The sequence below is a fragment of the Pseudomonas sp. GM55 genome (assembly GCF_000282395.1).
Taxonomy (GTDB): domain Bacteria; phylum Pseudomonadota; class Gammaproteobacteria; order Pseudomonadales; family Pseudomonadaceae; genus Aquipseudomonas; species Aquipseudomonas fluorescens_CC.
Genome location: NZ_AKJJ01000037.1, coordinates 85,377 through 103,885, shown reverse-complemented (window position 1 = coordinate 103,885; position 18,509 = coordinate 85,377). Strand labels below are relative to the sequence as shown.

19 protein-coding genes are annotated in these 18,509 nt (G+C 58.5%); 10 read left to right on the top strand and 9 right to left on the bottom strand.

Annotation, left to right across the window (positions count from 1 at the left end; genetic code table 11):
- Positions 1-131: 131 nt before the first annotated feature.
- Entirely contained in the window at positions 132-1,331 is a 1,200-nt protein-coding gene (tyrS, locus tag PMI31_RS08335) for a tyrosine--tRNA ligase (protein ID WP_008017448.1), read from the bottom strand.
- Between the two features lie 211 nt (positions 1,332-1,542).
- Here tyrS and PMI31_RS08330 point away from each other — a divergent pair, with 211 nt between their 5' ends.
- Positions 1,543-2,961: a peptidoglycan DD-metalloendopeptidase family protein gene (locus PMI31_RS08330; protein WP_008017447.1), complete on the top strand. Its 1,419-nt coding sequence runs from the start codon at positions 1,543-1,545 to the stop codon at positions 2,959-2,961.
- Between the two features lie 3 nt (positions 2,962-2,964).
- The gene (locus tag PMI31_RS08325) at positions 2,965-4,056 is read left to right on the top strand and encodes an anhydro-N-acetylmuramic acid kinase (RefSeq protein WP_008017446.1); all 1,092 of its coding nucleotides are present in this window, start codon (positions 2,965-2,967) and stop codon (positions 4,054-4,056) included.
- Between the two features lie 68 nt (positions 4,057-4,124).
- Here PMI31_RS08325 and erpA read toward each other — a convergent pair whose 3' ends face one another.
- Together erpA and argC are read right to left on the bottom strand one after the other, a co-directional pair.
- The gene (gene erpA, locus PMI31_RS08320; protein WP_007906865.1) at positions 4,125-4,475 is read right to left on the bottom strand and encodes an iron-sulfur cluster insertion protein ErpA; all 351 of its coding nucleotides are present in this window, start codon (positions 4,473-4,475) and stop codon (positions 4,125-4,127) included.
- Positions 4,476-4,641: 166 nt separating this feature from the next.
- Positions 4,642-5,676, bottom strand: a complete 1,035-nt coding sequence (argC, locus tag PMI31_RS08315; protein WP_008017445.1) for an N-acetyl-gamma-glutamyl-phosphate reductase — start codon at positions 5,674-5,676, stop codon at positions 4,642-4,644.
- A 135-nt stretch (positions 5,677-5,811) separates the two neighbouring features.
- On the opposite strand from argC, the gene hemJ reads away from it, so the two are divergent.
- The 6 genes from hemJ to coq7 all read left to right on the top strand — a co-directional run bounded on the left by hemJ (position 5,812) and on the right by coq7 (position 10,403).
- The gene (gene hemJ, locus PMI31_RS08310) at positions 5,812-6,243 is read left to right on the top strand and encodes a protoporphyrinogen oxidase HemJ (RefSeq protein ID WP_008017444.1); all 432 of its coding nucleotides are present in this window, start codon (positions 5,812-5,814) and stop codon (positions 6,241-6,243) included.
- 33 nt (positions 6,244-6,276) lie between these two features.
- Entirely contained in the window at positions 6,277-7,245 is a 969-nt protein-coding gene (locus PMI31_RS08305; protein WP_008017443.1) for an NAD(P)H-dependent flavin oxidoreductase, read from the top strand.
- A 93-nt stretch (positions 7,246-7,338) separates the two neighbouring features.
- Entirely contained in the window at positions 7,339-8,304 is a 966-nt protein-coding gene (locus PMI31_RS08300; protein ID WP_008017442.1) for a DUF805 domain-containing protein, read from the top strand.
- Positions 8,305-8,365: 61 nt separating this feature from the next.
- The gene (locus tag PMI31_RS08295; protein ID WP_043302278.1) at positions 8,366-9,154 is read left to right on the top strand and encodes an SDR family NAD(P)-dependent oxidoreductase; all 789 of its coding nucleotides are present in this window, start codon (positions 8,366-8,368) and stop codon (positions 9,152-9,154) included.
- Between the two features lie 80 nt (positions 9,155-9,234).
- Complete coding sequence (locus PMI31_RS08290; RefSeq protein ID WP_008017440.1) at positions 9,235-9,573, top strand: histidine triad nucleotide-binding protein; 339 nt, start codon at positions 9,235-9,237, stop codon at positions 9,571-9,573.
- Positions 9,574-9,755: 182 nt separating this feature from the next.
- Positions 9,756-10,403: a 2-polyprenyl-3-methyl-6-methoxy-1,4-benzoquinone monooxygenase gene (coq7, locus tag PMI31_RS08285; RefSeq protein ID WP_008017439.1), complete on the top strand. Its 648-nt coding sequence runs from the start codon at positions 9,756-9,758 to the stop codon at positions 10,401-10,403.
- 116 nt (positions 10,404-10,519) lie between these two features.
- Here coq7 and speD read toward each other — a convergent pair whose 3' ends face one another.
- Both speD and PMI31_RS08275 read right to left on the bottom strand, forming a co-directional pair.
- A complete protein-coding gene (gene speD, locus PMI31_RS08280; RefSeq protein WP_007986012.1) occupies positions 10,520-11,311 on the bottom strand; it encodes an adenosylmethionine decarboxylase in 792 nt (263 codons plus the stop codon).
- A gap of 239 nt (positions 11,312-11,550) precedes the next feature.
- Complete coding sequence (locus PMI31_RS08275; RefSeq protein WP_007941657.1) at positions 11,551-11,973, bottom strand: OsmC family protein; 423 nt, start codon at positions 11,971-11,973, stop codon at positions 11,551-11,553.
- 228 nt (positions 11,974-12,201) lie between these two features.
- Here PMI31_RS08275 and crp point away from each other — a divergent pair, with 228 nt between their 5' ends.
- Positions 12,202-12,846 (top strand): cAMP-activated global transcriptional regulator CRP, encoded by a 645-nt coding sequence (gene crp, locus PMI31_RS08270; protein WP_008017437.1) that lies wholly within the window; start codon positions 12,202-12,204, stop codon positions 12,844-12,846.
- A gap of 10 nt (positions 12,847-12,856) precedes the next feature.
- Here the strand turns inward: crp and PMI31_RS08265 are convergent, their stop codons facing one another.
- The 4 genes from PMI31_RS08265 to PMI31_RS08250 form a co-directional block, all read right to left on the bottom strand.
- Positions 12,857-13,558, bottom strand: coding sequence for a lipoate--protein ligase family protein (locus PMI31_RS08265; RefSeq protein ID WP_008017436.1), 702 nt, complete (start codon positions 13,556-13,558; stop codon positions 12,857-12,859).
- 101 nt (positions 13,559-13,659) lie between these two features.
- Positions 13,660-14,496 carry an indole-3-glycerol phosphate synthase TrpC gene (trpC, locus tag PMI31_RS08260; protein WP_008017435.1) on the bottom strand — a complete coding sequence of 279 codons (837 nt, stop codon included), beginning with the start codon at positions 14,494-14,496 and terminating at the stop codon, positions 13,660-13,662.
- Complete coding sequence (gene trpD, locus PMI31_RS08255; RefSeq protein ID WP_008017434.1) at positions 14,493-15,542, bottom strand: anthranilate phosphoribosyltransferase; 1,050 nt, start codon at positions 15,540-15,542, stop codon at positions 14,493-14,495. Before trpD ends, trpC begins: the two co-directional genes overlap by 4 nt.
- Positions 15,543-15,551: 9 nt before the next feature.
- Entirely contained in the window at positions 15,552-16,145 is a 594-nt protein-coding gene (locus tag PMI31_RS08250) for an aminodeoxychorismate/anthranilate synthase component II (protein ID WP_007980194.1), read from the bottom strand.
- Between the two features lie 408 nt (positions 16,146-16,553).
- Here PMI31_RS08250 and estP point away from each other — a divergent pair, with 408 nt between their 5' ends.
- Positions 16,554-18,464 carry an esterase EstP gene (gene estP, locus PMI31_RS08245; protein WP_008017433.1) on the top strand — a complete coding sequence of 637 codons (1,911 nt, stop codon included), beginning with the start codon at positions 16,554-16,556 and terminating at the stop codon, positions 18,462-18,464.
- The last annotated feature ends 45 nt before the right edge of the window (positions 18,465-18,509 follow it).

Here is an 18,509-nt window from a genome sequence, read left to right as displayed (position 1 = left end):
ATGACCTGAAGCAACCTGCTGCTGAAACTTGCGTAACTCATTGTTCTACAAGGAGTTTTCCGTTTCGACTGCGCCGGAAGTGGGGCGAATTATAGGCTTCTAAAATTCGCCGTCAACACTTTATTTCAACTTTATTCAGCCTTCAGCGTAATACGCGCAAATGCCTTCTTGCCAGCCTGGCAAACATGGGTTGCACCCAAGACATATATAAAGGTGCGATCAACCACCTCACCATCGATACGCACACCACCCGAACCGAGAAGATCTCGTGCCATCGCCGAATTCTTCACCAGGCCAGCCTTATTAAGGACAGCAGCAATCGGCATATCTTCGGCAGCCATCAACTCGATCTCTGGCAGATCATCCGGCAGCTCGCCTTCTTTCATACGGTTACCGGCTGCACGATGAGCATTGGCCGCAGCCTCCTCACCATGGAAGCGTGCAACGATCTCTTCAGCCAGCTTGATCTTGATATCGCGCGGATTGGCACCCGCCTCCACATCAGCACGGAACGCATTGATCTCATCCATGGAGCGGAAGCTGAGCAATTCGAAGTAGCGCCACATCAGCACATCCGGAATGGAGACCAGCTTGCTGTACATCACGCCCGGCGCTTCCTGGATGCCGACGTAGTTGCCCAGGGACTTGGACATCTTCTTCACGCCATCCAGGCCTTCAAGCAGCGGCATGGTCAAAATGCACTGAGCTTCCTGACCATAGCCACGCTGTAGCTCACGCCCCATGAGCAAGTTGAACTTCTGATCGGTGCCGCCGAGTTCGACATCCGCACGCAGAGCTACCGAGTCGTACCCCTGAACCAGCGGATAAAGGAACTCATGAATGGCGATCGGCTGATTGGTCGTGTAGCGCTTGTCGAAGTCATCGCGCTCGAGCATGCGAGCCACGGTGTACTGCGAAGTCAGGCGAATGAAGTCGGCCGGCCCCATCTGATCCATCCAGGTGGAGTTGAACGCCACCTCGGTTTTTTCCGGATCCAGAATCTTGAAGACCTGAGTCTTGTAGGTCTCGGCATTCTCGAGGACCTGCTCGCGAGTGAGCGGCGGGCGCGTAGCACTCTTGCCGCTCGGATCACCGATCATCCCGGTGAAGTCACCAATCAGGAAGATTACCTGATGCCCCAGCTCCTGGAACTGGCGCAGCTTATTGATAAGCACGGTGTGACCCAAGTGCAGATCCGGAGCCGTTGGATCGAAGCCCGCCTTAATACGTAGCGGCTGGCCACGCTTGAGCTTTTCAATCAGCTCGGACTCGACCAACAGTTCTTCCGCACCACGTTTGATCAGCGCTAGCTGCTCTTCAACCGACTTCATAACAGACCCGCAAGGCTCAGATTCAAAGGGAACCAACCATACAAGATCGCGCGTCAAATACAAGGTTTGCCCGGCGCACGGACGCCAATCCGCAGACAGGGTGCCTGCGGACTTGCTTCAAAGATGATTTGGTTATATTTTATACAGTTATTTCATCTTCATCATGTCATTCATCTTTTCCAATTCATCTTTTTCAAAGTCAAAACCATTTATGACCACAGAATCGTCTAAAGCGCCGCCGCTTTACCCGAAGACCCACTTGCTTGCCGCAAGTGGCATCGCCGCCCTTCTCAGCCTGGCGCTCCTGGTATTCCCGTCCAGCGATGTTGAAGCCAAAAAGACGACCCTTAGTCTTGAACTGGAAAGTCCTGCTGAACAACTGACACAAGATCAAGACGCTGCTGACGCCGTTCAAGCCACAAATGAACCGGCAACATCTCCCTTCGCGCAGATCGACAACAGCGCCGAGGACACTCAGGAAACAGCTCAAGCCGAACCGGCGCCGGTCATCGAAGAAAAGAAGCCGGCAAGCCACAGGGAAGTGATCGTTGGCAAGGGCGACACCCTTTCTACGCTGTTCGCGAAAGTCGGCCTCCCCACCACCTCGGTGCATGAAATACTGGCCAGCGACAAGCAGGCCAAGCAATTCAGCCAGCTCAAGCATGGGCAGAAACTCGAATTCGAACTGAGTCCTGACGGCCAGTTGAGCAACCTGCACAGCAAGCTCAACGACCTCGAAAGCATCAGCCTGACCAGGAACGACAAGGGCTACACGTTCAACCGCACTACCGCGAAACCGACCGTGCGCTCCGCTTACGTTCACGGCGTGATCAACAGTTCGCTGTCGCAATCCGCAGCACGTGCCGGCCTGTCCCACAGCCTGACCATGGACATGGCCAGTGTGTTTGGCTACGACGTGGACTTCGCCCAGGACATTCGCCAGGGCGACGAATTCGACGTGATCTACGAGCAAAAGGTGGTCAACGGCAAAGCCGTCGGCAACGGCCCAATCCTGTCGGCACGCTTCACCAACCGCGGCAAGACCTACACCGCCGTGCGCTACACCAACAAACAAGGCAACAGCAGCTACTACACCGCTGACGGCAACAGCATGCGCAAGGCGTTCATCCGCACACCGGTGGACTTTGCCCGCATCAGCTCGAAGTTTTCCATGGGCCGCAAACACCCGATCCTGAACAAGATCCGCGCCCACAAAGGTGTCGACTACGCTGCGCCGCGCGGCACGCCGATCAAGGCTGCCGGTGATGGCAAGGTGTTGCTGGCCGGCCGCCGTGGTGGCTACGGCAATACCGTGGTCCTCCAGCACGGCAATACCTACACCACGCTCTACGGCCACATGCAAGGCTTCGCCAAAGGCGTGAAGACTGGCGGCACGGTGAAGCAGGGCCAGGTGATCGGCTATATCGGCACTACCGGCCTCTCCACCGGGCCCCACCTGCATTACGAGTTCCAGGTCAATGGCGTGCATGTCGACCCGCTGGGCCAGAAACTGCCAATGGCCGATCCGATTGCCAAGGCCGAACGCGCACGCTTCCTCGCCCAAAGCCAGCCGCTGATGGCGCGCATGGAACAGGAAAAAGCCACTCTGCTAGCTTCGAGCAAGCGTTAAGTCATGGCGTTCTATATAGGTGTGATGTCCGGAACCAGCCTTGATGGCCTGGACATCGCGCTGATCGAGCAAGCCCCGGCGATCAGGTTGATCGCCTCCCACTACATCCCGATGCCCGATTCCCTGCGCTCCGAGCTACTGGGCTTGTGCGCCAGTGGCCCGGACGAAATTGCCCGCTCCGCCATCGCCCAGCAGAACTGGGTAAAACTGGCAGCCCAAGGGATCCATGCCCTTCTCGCTCAGCAGCAACTGAAACCTGACGACATTCGTGCAATCGGTAGCCATGGCCAGACCATCCGCCATGAACCGGCACGCGGTTTCACCGTGCAGATCGGCAACCCGGCCCTGCTGACGGAGCTGACCGGCATTACCGTGGTCAGCGACTTCCGCAGCCGCGATGTGGCAGCCGGCGGGCAAGGCGCACCGTTGGTTCCCGCCTTTCATGAGGCCTTGTTTGAAGAGCGGGCTGGCAACCGCGCCGTGCTGAACGTAGGCGGCTTCAGCAACCTCAGCCTGATCGAGCCCGGCAAGCCGGTTGCCGGTTTCGACTGCGGCCCGGGCAATGTGCTGCTGGACGCCTGGATTCATCAGCAACGCGGCGATCACTTTGACCGTGACGGCCAATGGGCTGCCAGTGGCAACGTTCAACCGGCGCTGTTGAATGCGCTGCTCAGCGATCCGTTCTTTGTCACAAAAGGCCCGAAGAGTACCGGCCGGGAAGTGTTCAACCTGCCATGGCTGACGCAACATCTGGCACAACTGCCAGCCTTCAGCGCCGAAGATGTTCAGGCGACGCTGCTTGAGCTGACCGCGCTGAGCATCATCGAGTCATTGCAAAGCGCCCAGGCAGACACGCAGGAACTGCTGGTCTGCGGCGGCGGCGCCCACAACACCGCACTGATGACTCGCCTGGCCAACCTGTTGCCAAACGCAAGTGTCAGCAGCACCGCTACTTACGGTGTAGACCCCGACTGGGTCGAAGCCATGGCCTTCGCATGGCTGGCTCATTGCTGCCTCGAAGGCATCGCAGCCAACCGTCCGAGCGTTACCGGTGCCCGTGGTTTACGCGTACTCGGCGCCATCTACCCCGCATAAATCCTCCACACAGCAAAACGCCGCAAGACCCTGAGGCCATGCGGCGTTTTGTGAAACAGGTGAGCTGATCAGATCGAGAACGAAGAACCGCAGCCACAGGTGGTGGTCGCATTCGGGTTCTTGATGACGAAGCGCGAACCTTCCAGACCTTCCTGGTAGTCCACTTCGGCACCTGCCAGGTACTGGAAGCTCATCGGATCGACCACCAGACTCACACCTTCGCGCTCGACGATGGTGTCGTCATCGGCCACTTCTTCATCGAAAGTGAAGCCGTACTGAAAACCTGAACAACCGCCGCCCGTAACGAATACGCGCAGCTTCAAGCGATCATTCCCCTCTTCATCGACCAGGCTCTTCACCTTGTGCGCGGCACCGTGGGTGAATTGCAAAGCCGTGGGGGTGAAGGATTCGACGCTCATGCTGACTATCTCCCGGCGTTACGCCGTCATATTGCGTGATGACGCGCATTATCCGCTTCTCCTAGAAAAGCGGTCAACTATTGTTATGGTATATCAACCAATCCAATCGCCGGCCCGGAATGCAAAAAGGCCCGTCAAACGGGCCTTTTGCTGTGCTCGATAAACCTTACGGCAGCATGCCCGCGTGGGACAGGCCCAGACGCTCGTCCAACCCGAACAGAATGTTCATGTTCTGCACGGCCTGCCCCGACGCCCCTTTGACCAGGTTGTCGATCACCGACAGCACAACCACCAGATCACCGTCCTGAGGACGATGCACGGCAATACGGCAGACGTTGGCACCCCGAACGCTACGAGTCTCCGGATGGCTGCCGGCCGGCATCACATCGACGAACGGTTCGTTGGCATAGCGCTTTTCAAACAGCGCCTGCAGATCCACCGAGCGATCAACAACAGTGGCGTAAAGCGTCGAGTGAATGCCGCGAATCATCGGTGTCAGGTGCGGAACGAAGGTCAGGCCGACGTCCTTGCCCGCTGCACGACGCAGCCCCTGGCGAATTTCCGGCAGGTGACGGTGACCTTTGACGGCATAAGCCTTCATGCTTTCCGACGTCTCGGAGTACAGCGAGCCTACGGAAGCACCCCGACCAGCACCGCTGACACCGGATTTGCAGTCGGCAATCAGATGCGAAGCATCGGCCAGGCCGGCTTCGAGCAATGGGATGAAACCCAATTGCGTTGCGGTTGGATAGCAGCCCGGCACGGCAATCAGGCGCGCTTTCCTGATCTGCTCGCGATTGACCTCCGGCAAGCCGTAAACCGCCTCGTCCAGCAACTCCGGTGCGCCGTGCGGCTGGCCGTACCACTTGGCCCATTCATCCGCGTCTTGCAGGCGGAAGTCGGCCGACAGATCGATGACCTTGGTCCCGGCCGCCAGCAGTTCGCCCGCCAAGGCATGGGCAACACCGTGCGGTGTGGCGAAGAACACCACATCGCAGGCACCGAGGGTCTTGATGTCCGGAACGCTGAACGCCAGGCCGTCGTAATGGCCTCGCAGGTTCGGGTACATGTCGGCCACGGCCAGGCCGGCCTCGGATCGGGAAGTGATGACAACCACTTCAGCTTGCGGATGCTGTGCCAACAGACGCAGCAGTTCGACACCGGTGTAACCCGTGCCGCCGACGATACCGACCTTGACCATAAACCTGCCCTCAACGAACCCACTGGAAAGCCGTCGATAATAGGGCGCGCGCGCCCCTGCGACAACCGTCAAGGTGACGTGCGGAGCCTCAAGCCTCTACTATTCCGGCTACCGTGAATTGGGGAATAACCAAAAATGCTTTATCTGTGGCTCAAAGCGCTTCACATCGTCAGCGTCGTCAGCTGGTTTGCCGGCCTGTTCTACCTGCCACGGCTGTTCGTCTATCACGCCCAAAGCGAAGATACCGTCAGCAAGGAACGCTTCAGCATCATGGAGCGCAAGCTCTACCGGGGCATCATGGGGCCGGCGATGATCGCCACGTTGATATTCGGCGGCTGGCTGATCAGCCTCAATCCGAGTGCATATTTCACTCAGGGTGGCTGGATGCACGCCAAGCTGACGCTGGTGGTGATTCTGATCGGCTACCACCACATGTGCGGCGCGCAGGTAAAACGTTTTGCCCGTGGCGAAAACACCCGCAGCCATGTCTTTTATCGCTGGTTCAATGAGGTTCCGGTTCTGATATTGCTGGCAATCGTAATTCTGGTCGTCGTTCGGCCGTTCTAAATCCAATAGGTACAACTCACCGGGGTACTTCCAATGTCGCTGCCCGCTCTGCTCGAACAACGTTTGCGTCTGCCCGTAGTGGCAGCGCCGATGTTCCTGATTTCCAATCCGCAATTGGTACTCGCCTGTTGTCGCCAAGGGGTGGTCGGCAGCTTCCCGGCCCTGAATCAGCGTGAAAGCAGCGGTTTCAAGGCCTGGCTGGAGGAAATCGAAGCGGGGCTGGCGACATTGGAAAACCCCGCTCCTTATGCCGTGAACCTGATCGTCCATAACAGCAATCCACGCCTGCAGGCGGATCTGCAGATCTGCGTCGAACACAAAGTGCCGATCGTGATCACCAGCCTCGGCGCCGTGAAAGAACTGGTCGACACGGTCCATGGCTACGGTGGCCTGGTGTTCCATGACGTGACAACCCGTCGTCATGCCGAGAAAGCAGCCGAAGCAGGCGTGGATGGTTTGATCGCCGTGGCGGCCGGCGCCGGTGGGCACGCAGGGACCTGGAGCCCGTTCTCGCTGATTGCCGAAATCCGCCAGTTCTTCGACAAGACCCTGTTGCTGGCAGGTTGCTTGAACCACGGCCACGAAATTCTTGCCGCCCAATTGCTCGGCGCTGATCTGGCTTACTTCGGCACGCGATTTATCGGCACGACCGAAAGTCACGCACCTGAAGCCTACAAAGAAATGCTGCTGACTTCCAAAGCGGCGGACATCATCCATACTCCAGCCGTGTCAGGTGTCCCCGCGAGCTTCATGCGCCAGAGCCTGGAGGCCGCCGGTTTCGACACGGCCGCCTTGCAAGGCAAGGGCGAGATCAACTTCGGTTCCAAGCTCAAACCCGTGAGCGATGAGGCCAAAGCCTGGAAGACCGTTTGGTCCGCAGGCCAGGGTGTGGGAGAAATCGAGGACTTGCCGAGCGTCGAGCAGTTGATTGCACGTCTCGACGCGGAGTACCGCCAGGCCTTGGAGCATGCGGCCCGGTTGCACAAACGCTGGCCGCGCTGACCGTAAAACTTGGCCAGCCTCACCCGGCTGGCCTTACACTCGCCCGGACACAAGATTCTTCTTTCAACCTCTCGCGACAAGGATGCCTCGAATATGGACGAAAACCGTTTCAAGATCGTCTTCGAGGGTGGCTTGCTGCCCGGTGTCGACATCGCCACTGCAAAGCTCAACCTCGCCGAGTTGTTCAAAAGCGATGTTGCGGCCATCGAGCGCCTGTTCAGCGGGCGCCCGGTAGCGCTCAAACGCAACCTGTCGCAGGCCGATGCCCTGACCTATCTCCAGGCGTTGAGCAAAACCGGTATCGACGCCCACATCGAAGGCGAAACACCGATCGAGTTGAACCTCGCCGACGTGCATGACCATACCCCGGCCAGCAGCCAGGCAGATTTGGCGGATCCGCTGTCTCCTTACGCTCCACCTCGCGCCCCCGTCGGCGAAGCCGTGGCGGAATTCGCCACACTCAAGCCATTCAGTTTCGATGGCCGTATCGGCCGCTTGCGATACCTCGCCTGGACGCTGGTGCTGACACTTGTGCTCCTGGCTGTTTGTGGGGTGTTTGCCTTGGTCGCGCTGGCCCTCATCGGCGCGGATTCGACCGCCGGCCTGATATTGGGCGGCTTTCTGGCGTTGATCCTGTTTGTCGGATTTGCCTTCGTCAGCATCCAGATCACCGTTCAGCGTTTACACGATGCCGGTTGGTCCGGCTGGCTGTGGCTGCTGAACCTGGTGCCGTTTGTTGGCAGTTTCTTTCCGTTTGTGATCATGGTCGTCCCGGGAAACGAACTGGCCAACCGCTACGGCCCGCCACCTCCGCCGAACAGCACTGCGGTCAAGGTATTGTCATCGCTGTGGCTGGTATTTATCGCGCTGATCCTGGTCGGCACCCTGGCCGGAGGTCTCACGGCGATACAGGATGAATACGAAAGCGCCGCCCAGAGCAGCTACGAAAGCAGTTCGGTCATCACGGATGAAATCGACGTCGAGGTCGAACCGCTGCCAAATTCCGCCAACGATGCAGCCGAAGAGGCCCAGCCCCCTGTAGACTCTGCGAAAGAATGAACAGCGCTCCTGGCCCGTGACACCTGCGTCGCGGCGCGGAGCTGTTGCGATGGAGAACTGCATGACCCGTTACGCTCTGATCACTGGCGCCTCCAGCGGCATCGGCCTGGCAATGGCCGAAGCGCTGGCCCGGCGCGGCCGCAGCCTGATTCTAGTGGCCCGACAACGTGATCAGCTGGAAAGCATTGCGATTGAACTGACCCAAAGGTTCGGTGTGGAAGTGTTGTTCCGTGCCTGTGACCTGGGCGAACCGCTGCGCCTGTCCGGATTCCTGCTGGAGCTGGAAGAAGGCGACCGGCAGATCGATCTGCTGATCAACTGCGCCGGCATCGGCACATGCGGCCCGTTTCTGGCCCAGGACTGGATGACCGAGCAAGATCTGATCGAAGTGAACATCCTCGCCCTCACCCGCCTGTGTCACGCCATCGGCAACAGCATGGCCCTGCAGGGCGGCGGGCAGATCCTGAATGTGGCCTCGGTAGCGGCGTTTCAACCGGGACCGTGGATGAGCACCTATTACGCCAGCAAGGCCTATGTGCTGCACTTTTCCGAAGGATTGCGCGTCGAGCTGAAAAAGTGCGCGGTCAAGGTTTCCGTGCTTTGCCCCGGACCGACCCGCACGGCGTTTTTCCGCACCGCGCAGCTCAACAGCGACAAACTGACCAACAGCAAGCTGTTGATGAGCCCCGAAGAAGTGGCGCTCTACACCGTGCGCGCACTGGAAAAGAATCGAGCGATCATTATTCCAGGACGGCGCAACCGCTGGCTTGCCTTCCTGCCAAGGCTCGGCTCGCGCTGGCTGACTCGCACAATCGCCGGCATGGTCAACAAGGCTTACTGCCCGCGCTGATCCAACTCAAGGTAAAAGGCTGGGCGCTGGCATAAGCCATGAGTACACTCTGGCCAGCCCAAACAACGGAGAAAACAGCTGTGGATACTCTGTTCACCAAGATCATCAACCGGGAAATCCCGGCGAAGATCATTTACGAGGACGACCAGGTACTGGCCTTCCACGACATTGCCCCACAGGCACCGGTACATTTCCTGGTGGTCCCGAAGAAACCGGTGCGCACCCTTAATGACCTCACCGAGGACGACAAGGCGCTGGCCGGGCATATTCTGTTCACCGCCCAGCGTCTGGCCCTGGAACTGGGCTGCGAAAAAGGTTTCCGCGTGGTCATGAACTGCAATGAATTGGGCGGACAAACCGTCTACCACATTCATATGCACGTGCTGGGTCAGCGCCAGATGCACTGGCCGCCGGGCTGATTGACCACCCCACCCTTGTAGGAGCTGGCTTGCCAGCGAAGAACGATAGCGCGGTGAATCAGGTTAACCGCGTCGCTTTGTTCGCTGGCAAGCCAGCTCCTACGGGGACGACTGACCCGGCGCAATCCTTCCCCGGCCGTTTGGGTTAAACTGGCCACCGAAATTCCCCCCCGGAGGTCAGCATGACTACCCAACGTCACTACTCGCCGATTGACCGCCTTCTGCTGCAAGCCGATGCCGCGATGCGCACCCTGCTGCCCTTCAGTGGCCAGCCGTACCGTCCGTCGCCCGCTATCGTGCAGCCGGATGCGAAAATGAGCGATGAAGACACGCGCCACGTTGCCGGCCTGATGCGCATCAACCATACCGGCGAAGTCTGTGCCCAGGCGCTGTATCAGGGGCAGGCGCTGACCGCCAAACTGCCGCAAGTGCGTGCTGCCATGGAGCATGCCGCCGAAGAAGAAATCGATCACCTGGTCTGGTGCGAACAACGCATCCATCAACTGGGTAGCCACACCAGCATCCTCAATCCACTGTTTTATGGCATGTCTTTCGGGATTGGCGCAGTGGCCGGCCTGATCAGCGATAAAGTCAGCCTGGGGTTCGTTGCAGCTACGGAAGACCAGGTGTGCAAACACCTGAACGAACACCTGGAACAATTGCCGGCCGAGGATGAAAAATCCCGGGCAATTCTTGAGCAGATGCGTATCGATGAAGAACAGCATGCCGAAAGTGCACTGGATGCTGGCGGGTTCCGCTTTCCGGCACCGATAAAATTCGGGATGAGCCTGATGGCCAAGGTGATGACCAAGAGTACTTACAGGATCTGATCCCTCGGTTGCCTGACTGGGTGTCTTCGCTGGCAAGCCAGCTCCTACAGGGAGTGTATCCGGCAATAAAAAAGGCGACTGCCGTGATGGAGTCGCCTTTTTTGTGTTCGAGAGTTTTACGCCATGTTGCGTGCGTAGAAGATTTCGAGCATTTCGTGTTTCACCCGCTCGGTCACCTGGGCGCGTTGCTCAGAGGACAGATTGCTGGTGGCGTCGCCGAACAGGTAGTTATCCAGTTCGAAGTTTTTCAGCAGCATCTTGGTGTGGAACAGGTTTTCCTGGTACACGTTTACGTCAGTCATCTGGTACGCGTCGTAAGTGTCATCGGAGAGGTAGTTCTGGATCGAATTGATCTCATGGTCGATGAAGTGCTTTTTGCCTTCAACGTCTCGGGTGAAGCCGCGCACACGGTAGTCCACGGTCACGATGTCCGAATCGAACTGGTGAATCAGGAAGTTGAGCGCTTTAAGCGGTGAAATGACCCCGCAAGTCGACACGTCGATGTCTACACGGAAAGTTGCAATACCGCTGACCGGATGGATTTCCGGGTAGGTGTGCACCGTGATGTGGCTCTTGTCGAGGTGGGCCAGAATGATTTCGGGCAGCGGGCCCGGGGATTCTTCGATCTGACTGTCGGTCGGGGTTACCGGCTCCTCGGAGATCAGGATCGTGACGCTGGCGCCCTGCGGCTCATAGTCCTGACTGGCAATGTTCAGGATGTTGGCACCAATGATATCGACAACTTCCGTGAGAATCTGCGTCAGGCGTTTCGCGTTGTACTCTTTATTGATGTACTCGACGTAAGCCTGCTGGTCTTGCGGGGTTTCCGCGTAGCAGATGTCATAGATGTTGAAGCTCAAGGTCTTTGTCAGGTTATTGAACCCGTGGAGCTTGAGTTTGCTTTTCACCGTTAAAAACTCTCTATGTGCTTGCGGCCCGGCCGCGTGATCAAGCATGCCCGTCAGATGCGAACAACGCACCTGCGTAGGACGGTTAACACCTCTTCGCGATGGCGATTTTGGTTGTCTGTTCGGGTACGAGGCCTGTCGGCTGACGGGCCACTACCCTGAAAAAAGTGGCGCATTATGCAGACGTCAGCTTGTGTTCGCCAGAGTCTGCACTGCTTTTATGATAGTTGAATGTCGATTCAACCGAGTTCGATGATTTCGTAGTCGTGGGTGATTGCCACGCCCGCCGCGCCCAGCATGATCGAGGCCGAGCAATACTTCTCGGCAGACAATTCAATGGCGCGTTTGACCTGGGCTTCTTTCAGGCCGCGCCCCTTGACCACGAAGTGCATGTGAATTTTGGTGAATACCTTTGGATCTTCGGTCGCACGCTCGGCTTCAAGGAAAGCTTCACAGCTCTCGACCGCCTGGCGGGACTTCTTGAGGATGCTGACCACATCGAAATTGCTGCAACCGCCGACACCCAACAGCAGCATTTCCATCGGCCGGACACCCAGATTGCGTCCGCCGGCATCGGGCGGACCGTCCATGACCACGACATGACCGCTACCGGATTCGCCGAGGAACATGGCTTCGCCAGCCCATTGGATGCGTGCCTTCATCGCCAAGACTCCACTGTATAAAAAAGGGTCGCCAGCTTAGCACAGGCCCCGTGATTGACAGCGCCCGACGTCCTAGGACCTATCCCACGACCATGTAGGTAAATGCTCGAATATTCCAGGAAGTGTCTGTTAAGCTGACGCCAATTCAATGGCGCATGGCCAGCCTAACTCCAGCGTTCACTATTCATAAAAACCAAGCACACCGTGCAGTCTTTTCGGGATACAACCATGGTTGCTATTGCCCCCAACCCCAAGATCAAGAACCTCGACAAGCTGTTGATGCATTGCCAGCGCCGCCGTTATCAGGCCAAGAGCAACATCATTTGTGCTGGCGACCGCTCGGAAACGCTGTTCTTCATCCTCAAAGGCTCAGTCACCATCCTGATCGAAGATGACGATGGCCGGGAAATGATCATTTCCTACCTGAACGCCGGAGACTTTTTCGGCGAGTTGGGCCTGTTTGAACAAGCCGGCCTGGAGCAGGAGCGCAGTGCCTGGGTGCGAGCCAAGGTCGAATGCGAAGTTGCAGAAATCAGCTACATAAAATTCCGTGAGTTATCCCAGCAGGATCCGGACATTCTTTACGTCCTCAGCGGACAAATCGCACAGCGCCTGCGCAACACCACACGCAAGGTCGGTGACCTGGCATTTTTTGACGTGACCGGCCGCGTTGCCCGCTGTCTGCTGGAGCTGTGCAAACAGCCAGACGCCATGACTCACCCCGATGGCATGCAAATCAAGGTGACCCGTCAGGAAATCGGGCGGATTGTCGGTTGTTCCCGGGAGATGGTCGGTCGCGTGCTCAAGGATCTGGAAGAACGCAACCTGGTAGACGTCAAAGGCAAGACCATGGTGGTCTTCGGTACGCGATAAGCTCGAAAACCTAGCCGCTGAACATCTGCGCCAGCATCAAACGGTAGAGTTCGTCGAGGCGCGCCAGTGCATCGGGCGCCTCGAACTTCTCATGCAGCGCGATGTGGCTTTCGGCGCGGACTCGTTGTTCCAGACCACAGGCCTCGTTGAAACGATTGACCGCGGCGACCATCGACTCTCGCTCGTTATCCAGCAGCATCGCCCCATGCACCAGTCCCACCGGACGCTGCCCACCCTGACTCTGACGCCAGCGCTGGGCGGTACCGACCATTTTGCGTCCATCGAGGTTGACGTTGAAGCGACCGTCACAGAAAGCCCCTTCGATTTCCCCCAGAGATGAAGTGCCACCCAACTCATCGAGCAACTGACAGATCGGATCGCACAAGCGCCGGTAACCGGTCTCGATACGATTCAAATCCCCTTCGCTGCGCGGTGGCGCGTAAACCAGTGCGATGTTGATCGTTGAGGCCGATTGCGGCACCGGCTCGCCACCGGTTTCACGCAACAGCACCGGCCAACCTGCCGCCGCCGACACTTCGCACGCCGCCTCGAAACCGGGCAAGCGATTCAAGCGGCGCGGCATGACCAGCGCCCGATCGCTTGGCTGCCAAAACAGCAGGCCGAACTCGGCGTCGCCAGCGCAGACCGAAGCCAACAGATCCTGCTCGGCTTGCAGGCCGGCTTCGATGGTCATAGAGACTGGCAGCGACATAGGCGACTCCGACAGACATAAGGTCTTTAGGGGATTTGAGGGCCTCATCGCGGGCAAGCCCGCTCCCACAGGGAGTCGGGTTGCCTGCAATGGCGGGGAGATCAGTCGAGGGTCGAGCCGCTGACGGGAACACCACGCTCAGGGAAAAACAGGCGCTGCAATTCGGTACCCGGGCTTTCGGCACGCATGAAGGCTTCGCCGACCAGGAACGCATAGACGTCGCTGATTTCCATCAGTTCGACATCGGCGCGGTTGAGAATGCCGCTCTCGGTGATCACCAGACGATCACGCGGAATACGCGGCAACAGGTCGAGGGTGGTTTCCAGGCTGACGTCGAAGGTGTGCAGGTTACGGTTGTTTACCCCGACCAGCGGCGTGTCGAGGGTTTTCAACGCGCGCTCCAGCTCATCGCCGTCGTGCACTTCAACCAGCACATCGAGATTGACGCTTTTGGCCACTGCCGCCAGCTCGGCCATTTTCACGTCATCCAGTGCGGAGACGATCAACAGCACGCAATCGGCGCCCAGCGCACGAGCTTCGACGATCTGGTACGGATCGATCATGAAGTCCTTGCGGATCACCGGCAGGTTGCACGCGGCACGGGCCTGCTGCAGATAGGCATCGGCGCCCTGGAAGTAGTCGATGTCGGTGAGTACTGACAGGCAGGTCGCGCCGCCCTTCTCGTAGCTTCTGGCGATATCGGCGGGAATGAAGTTCTCGCGGATCACGCCCTTGCTCGGCGAGGCTTTCTTGATTTCGGCAATCACCGCTGGCTGTTTTTTCTTGGCTTGTTCCAGCAATGCCTTGGCAAAACCACGGGGTGCATCGGCCGCCTTGGCCAGACTTTCCAGCTCGCTCAAGCTCACACGGGCGCTACGCTCGGCGACTTCCTGAACCTTGCGGGCCAGAATGTTTTCCAGAACCGTCGGTACACTCATCCCTCATTCTCCACTTTGAATACCGCGGTAAACGCACCCAGTTCCTCGAGCTTCTCTCGAGCGAGACCGGTGTGCAGCGCATCGTGCGCAAGTGCAACTCCCTCTTTCAAACTGCTGGCATGGTCAGCGGCGTACAGCGCAGCACCGGCATTGAGCATGATCATTTCGGCCGCTTTCTGACCGTTCTCCGTCTTGCGCTTGCCCAGGGCATCGCGAATCAGCTCAAGGGAAGCCGCCGGGCTATCCACCGCCAGGCCATGCAGGCTCTGGCTCTTCATGCCCAGGTCTTCCGGCTCGACCCAATACTCGGTGATCTGGTCGTTTTTCAGCTCTGCCACGAAGGTCGGTGCCGCCAGGCTGAATTCATCCAGGCCATCCTTCGAATGCACCACCAGCACATGTTTGCTGCCCAGACGCTGCAATACTTCCGCCAGCGGCCGGCACAAGGCCTGGGTGAATACGCCTACCACCTGATGTTTCACACCGGCCGGATTCGTAAGCGGGCCGAGCATGTTGAACAATGTACGCAGACCCAGCTCGCGGCGCGGGCTTGCAGCGTATTTCATCGCAGAGTGATGAGTCTGGGCAAACATGAAACCAATACCAACGTTGTCAATGCAACGCGCCACTTGCACCGGCGTCAGGTTCAGGTAAATGCCGGCCGCCTCCAGCAGATCAGCACTGCCGCTCTTGCCCGAGACTGCACGGTTGCCATGTTTGGCCACGGTGCAGCCAGCAGCGGAAACCACGAACGCAGCAGCGGTCGACACGTTGAAGATGTTCGCACCGTCACCGCCGGTGCCAACCACATCGACCACACCGTCGAGTGTCTTGAGTTCGACTTTGTCCGCCAGCTCGCGCATCACCGACACCGCACCGACGATTTCATCGATGCTTTCGCTCTTCATGCGCATGGCCATCATGAACGCGCCGATCTGCGCGTCGGTGCATTGCCCGGTCATGATTTCGCGCATGACGTCGCGCATTTCATCGGTACTGAGGTCGAGGTGATCGACGATGCGGCTCAGGGCTGTCTTGATGTTCATGAAAAGTCCTTAGCGCGTGCCGCCGGTTTGTTTGAGGAAGTTGGCGAACAGTTCGTGGCCCTGCTCGGTGAGGATCGATTCCGGGTGAAACTGCACGCCCTCGATGTTCAGGGTCTTGTGGCGCAGACCCATGATCTCGTCGACCGAGCCGTCTTCGAGCTGGGTCCAGGCCGTCAGCTCCAGGCAATCGGGCAGGGTTTCGCGCTTGACGATCAATGAATGATAGCGGGTCACCGTCAGCGGACGATTCAGGCCTGCGAATACACCCTTGTCCTCGTGAAATACCGGGCTAGTCTTACCGTGCATCACTTGACGGGCGCGCACCACGTCACCGCCAAAGGCCTGGCCGATGGATTGGTGGCCAAGGCAGACACCAAGAATCGGCAGTTTGCCGGCAAAATGCTTGATCGCTTCAATCGAGATGCCGGCTTCGGTCGGAGTGCAAGGACCGGGGGACACAACGATACGCTCAGGATTGAGGGCTTCGATTTCAGCGATGGTCAGTTCATCGTTGCGCACGACTTTGACCTGGGAGCCGAGCTCGCCCAGGTACTGCACAACGTTGTAGGTAAAGGAGTCGTAGTTATCGATCATCAGCAACATGGCGTTAAAAACCTCTTGAATTCACTGACTTTAAAGATGGCCTTCGAGTGATTGACCCGCAGAGCGCTGCACTTTGTCAGGTGCCGGAGTAGCGCCAGCAAAGCGGCATTTCAAACAGGTAAAGAAGGCAAAGCGGTACAGGTCCGGCGAAGCCGGCAAAAGAATTCAGGCGCGCCAACGCCAGCGGGCGTGTGCCTTGATGACTTGATCCAGGAGTTTACTGATGATCAACACGGGGAAGGTCTCATTCGTACGTTCCGGCACAGTAACTTAGCTGGGCAGAGCGTGCAATATCACCGGGGGTACTGCCCGCGAAACTATTAAAGGCTTCGCGACAGATGGCAAAAGGCCAAAAGTTTTTGGTACTGTCGTTTCGTTCACTACAACAATAAATAAACGGACTTGCTCATGATCAAACAGTCGTTGTTTGTACCACTCGCAGGATGCTTGCTCGCGATGGCATGCGCCCAGGCGAACGCCGCACCCAATCCTTATACGAACTACATTGTCTTCGGGGACAGCCTCAACGACGCTGGGACCTTTGCCGACACTGGCGGGCCTGCCGGGGCGACAAAGCGCTTTACCAACCGTACGGGGCCGGTGTATCTGGATGGCAGCGGCGAAGTCCGCTCGCTCAACTCCACGCAGATACTGGGTGGAAAACTGGGGTTCTCGGCGGACCAGACCGCTTCATCATCTTCGGCAGTGCGCACCAGCAACGGTCAGCCCGATGGCAACAACTGGGCCGTCGGCGGCTACCGCACGGATGAGATTTTGAATTCGATCACCAGCACTTCCGCCACCGGAGATCGCACCCGAGCCGGATACCTGCCGTCGAACAACTTCCGTGCCGACCCGAATGCACTGTATTACCTGTCGGGCGGCGGCAACGACTTCCTCCAGGGGCGCGTCACCAGCCTGCCCCAGGCCAGCGCCGCAGCTGACAGACTGGCCGACAGCGTGCAGGCGCTACAAACCGCTGGCGCCAAATACGTCATGGTCTGGTTGCTGCCCGATATCGGCTTTACCCCGGCATTCAACGGCTCCCCGCTGCAAGCGTTCACGTCCCAGCTCAGCAACCAGTTCAACACTGAACTGGTAAGCCGACTGCAAAACATCAATGCCGAAGTCATCCCGCTCAACATTCCGGTACTGCTCAAAGAGACATTCGCCAACCCGGCACAGTTTGGCCTGGCCACAGACCAGAACCTCATCGCCACCTGCTTCAGCGGCAACGGCTGCACCGAGAATGCCCGGTACGGCATCAACAGCGCCACGCCGGACCCGACCAAGCTGATCTTCAACGACTCGGTGCACCCCACCGAAGCCGGACAGCGCCTGATTGCGGACTATGCGTATTCCCTGCTGGCGGCGCCGTGGGAGCTGACCCTGCTGCCGGAAATGGCCCAGGGCACCGTGCGCGCGCATCAGGATGAATTGCGCAATCAGTGGCTGGCCGATTGGGAAAACTGGCAAGGCGTCGGCCAATGGCGAGCGATTGTTGCCGGCGGCGGACAACATCAGGACTTTGACGGTCAGGACAGCGCGGTGAGCGCCGACGGCAACGGAGCCAACCTGAACATCGGTGGCAGCTACCGTCTCGATGATGCTTGGCGCGTCGGCCTGGCAGCCGGTTTCTATAACCAGAAGCTGGAAGCTGGCAGCAACGATTCCGACTACAAGCTCAACACTTACCTGGGCACGGTGTTCGCTCAATACCAGCAAAACCGTGTGTGGGCCGACGCGGCATTGACGGCCGGGCATCTGGATTACGACAGCCTCAAGCGCAAATTCCAGCTGGGCGTCAACGAACGCGGCGAAAAAGGCGATACCAGCGGCTACGTCGAAGCCTTCAGCGCTCGCCTGGGTTACGACATTGCACAACAGGCCAGCAGCCCCTGGCACCTGTCGCCGTTTGTCAGCGCCGATTTCGCCAAGGTACAAGTCGACGGTTACTCGGAGGACGGCAACGACTCCACGGCGCTGACTTTCGCCGATCAGGACCGTATTTCCCGCCGCCTGGGCGCTGGCCTGCAGGGCAAATACCAGTTCACCCCGCAAACCCAAGTTTTCGGCGAAGTGGCCGTCGAGCGCGAGTACAACGACGACACCCAGAACGTGAGCATCAACCTCAACAACCTGCCGAACAATCAGTTCACGCTGCAAGGCTACACCCCGCAATCCCACCTGAGCCGCTTGAACCTGGGCGTGAGCCACAACCTCACCCGGGACCTGGCACTGCGCGCCAGCTACAACATTCGCAAGGACGACGACTTCACCCAACAAGGCATCAACGTAGGTGTTGCGCTGGACTTCTGATGTGCAGGCAATAAAAAACGCGGCGCCCTCACAGGCGCCGCGTTT

Excerpts from the sequence above, each read along its gene's own strand:
- tyrS (WP_008017448.1), bottom strand. The coding sequence starts at position 1,331 with ATGAAGTCGGTTGAAGAGCAGCTAGCGCTGATCAAACGTGGTGCGGAA.
- PMI31_RS08330 (WP_008017447.1), top strand. The coding sequence starts at position 1,543 with ATGACCACAGAATCGTCTAAAGCGCCGCCGCTTTACCCGAAGACCCAC.
- PMI31_RS08325 (WP_008017446.1), top strand. The coding sequence starts at position 2,965 with ATGGCGTTCTATATAGGTGTGATGTCCGGAACCAGCCTTGATGGCCTG.
- erpA (WP_007906865.1), bottom strand. The coding sequence starts at position 4,475 with ATGAGCGTCGAATCCTTCACCCCCACGGCTTTGCAATTCACCCACGGT.
- argC (WP_008017445.1), bottom strand. The coding sequence starts at position 5,676 with ATGGTCAAGGTCGGTATCGTCGGCGGCACGGGTTACACCGGTGTCGAA.
- hemJ (WP_008017444.1), top strand. The coding sequence starts at position 5,812 with ATGCTTTATCTGTGGCTCAAAGCGCTTCACATCGTCAGCGTCGTCAGC.
- PMI31_RS08305 (WP_008017443.1), top strand. The coding sequence starts at position 6,277 with ATGTCGCTGCCCGCTCTGCTCGAACAACGTTTGCGTCTGCCCGTAGTG.
- PMI31_RS08300 (WP_008017442.1), top strand. The coding sequence starts at position 7,339 with ATGGACGAAAACCGTTTCAAGATCGTCTTCGAGGGTGGCTTGCTGCCC.
- PMI31_RS08295 (WP_043302278.1), top strand. The coding sequence starts at position 8,366 with ATGACCCGTTACGCTCTGATCACTGGCGCCTCCAGCGGCATCGGCCTG.
- coq7 (WP_008017439.1), top strand. The coding sequence starts at position 9,756 with ATGACTACCCAACGTCACTACTCGCCGATTGACCGCCTTCTGCTGCAA.
- PMI31_RS08275 (WP_007941657.1), bottom strand. The coding sequence starts at position 11,973 with ATGAAGGCACGCATCCAATGGGCTGGCGAAGCCATGTTCCTCGGCGAA.
- crp (WP_008017437.1), top strand. The coding sequence starts at position 12,202 with ATGGTTGCTATTGCCCCCAACCCCAAGATCAAGAACCTCGACAAGCTG.
- PMI31_RS08265 (WP_008017436.1), bottom strand. The coding sequence starts at position 13,558 with ATGTCGCTGCCAGTCTCTATGACCATCGAAGCCGGCCTGCAAGCCGAG.
- trpC (WP_008017435.1), bottom strand. The coding sequence starts at position 14,496 with ATGAGTGTACCGACGGTTCTGGAAAACATTCTGGCCCGCAAGGTTCAG.
- trpD (WP_008017434.1), bottom strand. The coding sequence starts at position 15,542 with ATGAACATCAAGACAGCCCTGAGCCGCATCGTCGATCACCTCGACCTC.
- PMI31_RS08250 (WP_007980194.1), bottom strand. The coding sequence starts at position 16,145 with ATGTTGCTGATGATCGATAACTACGACTCCTTTACCTACAACGTTGTG.
- estP (WP_008017433.1), top strand. The coding sequence starts at position 16,554 with ATGATCAAACAGTCGTTGTTTGTACCACTCGCAGGATGCTTGCTCGCG.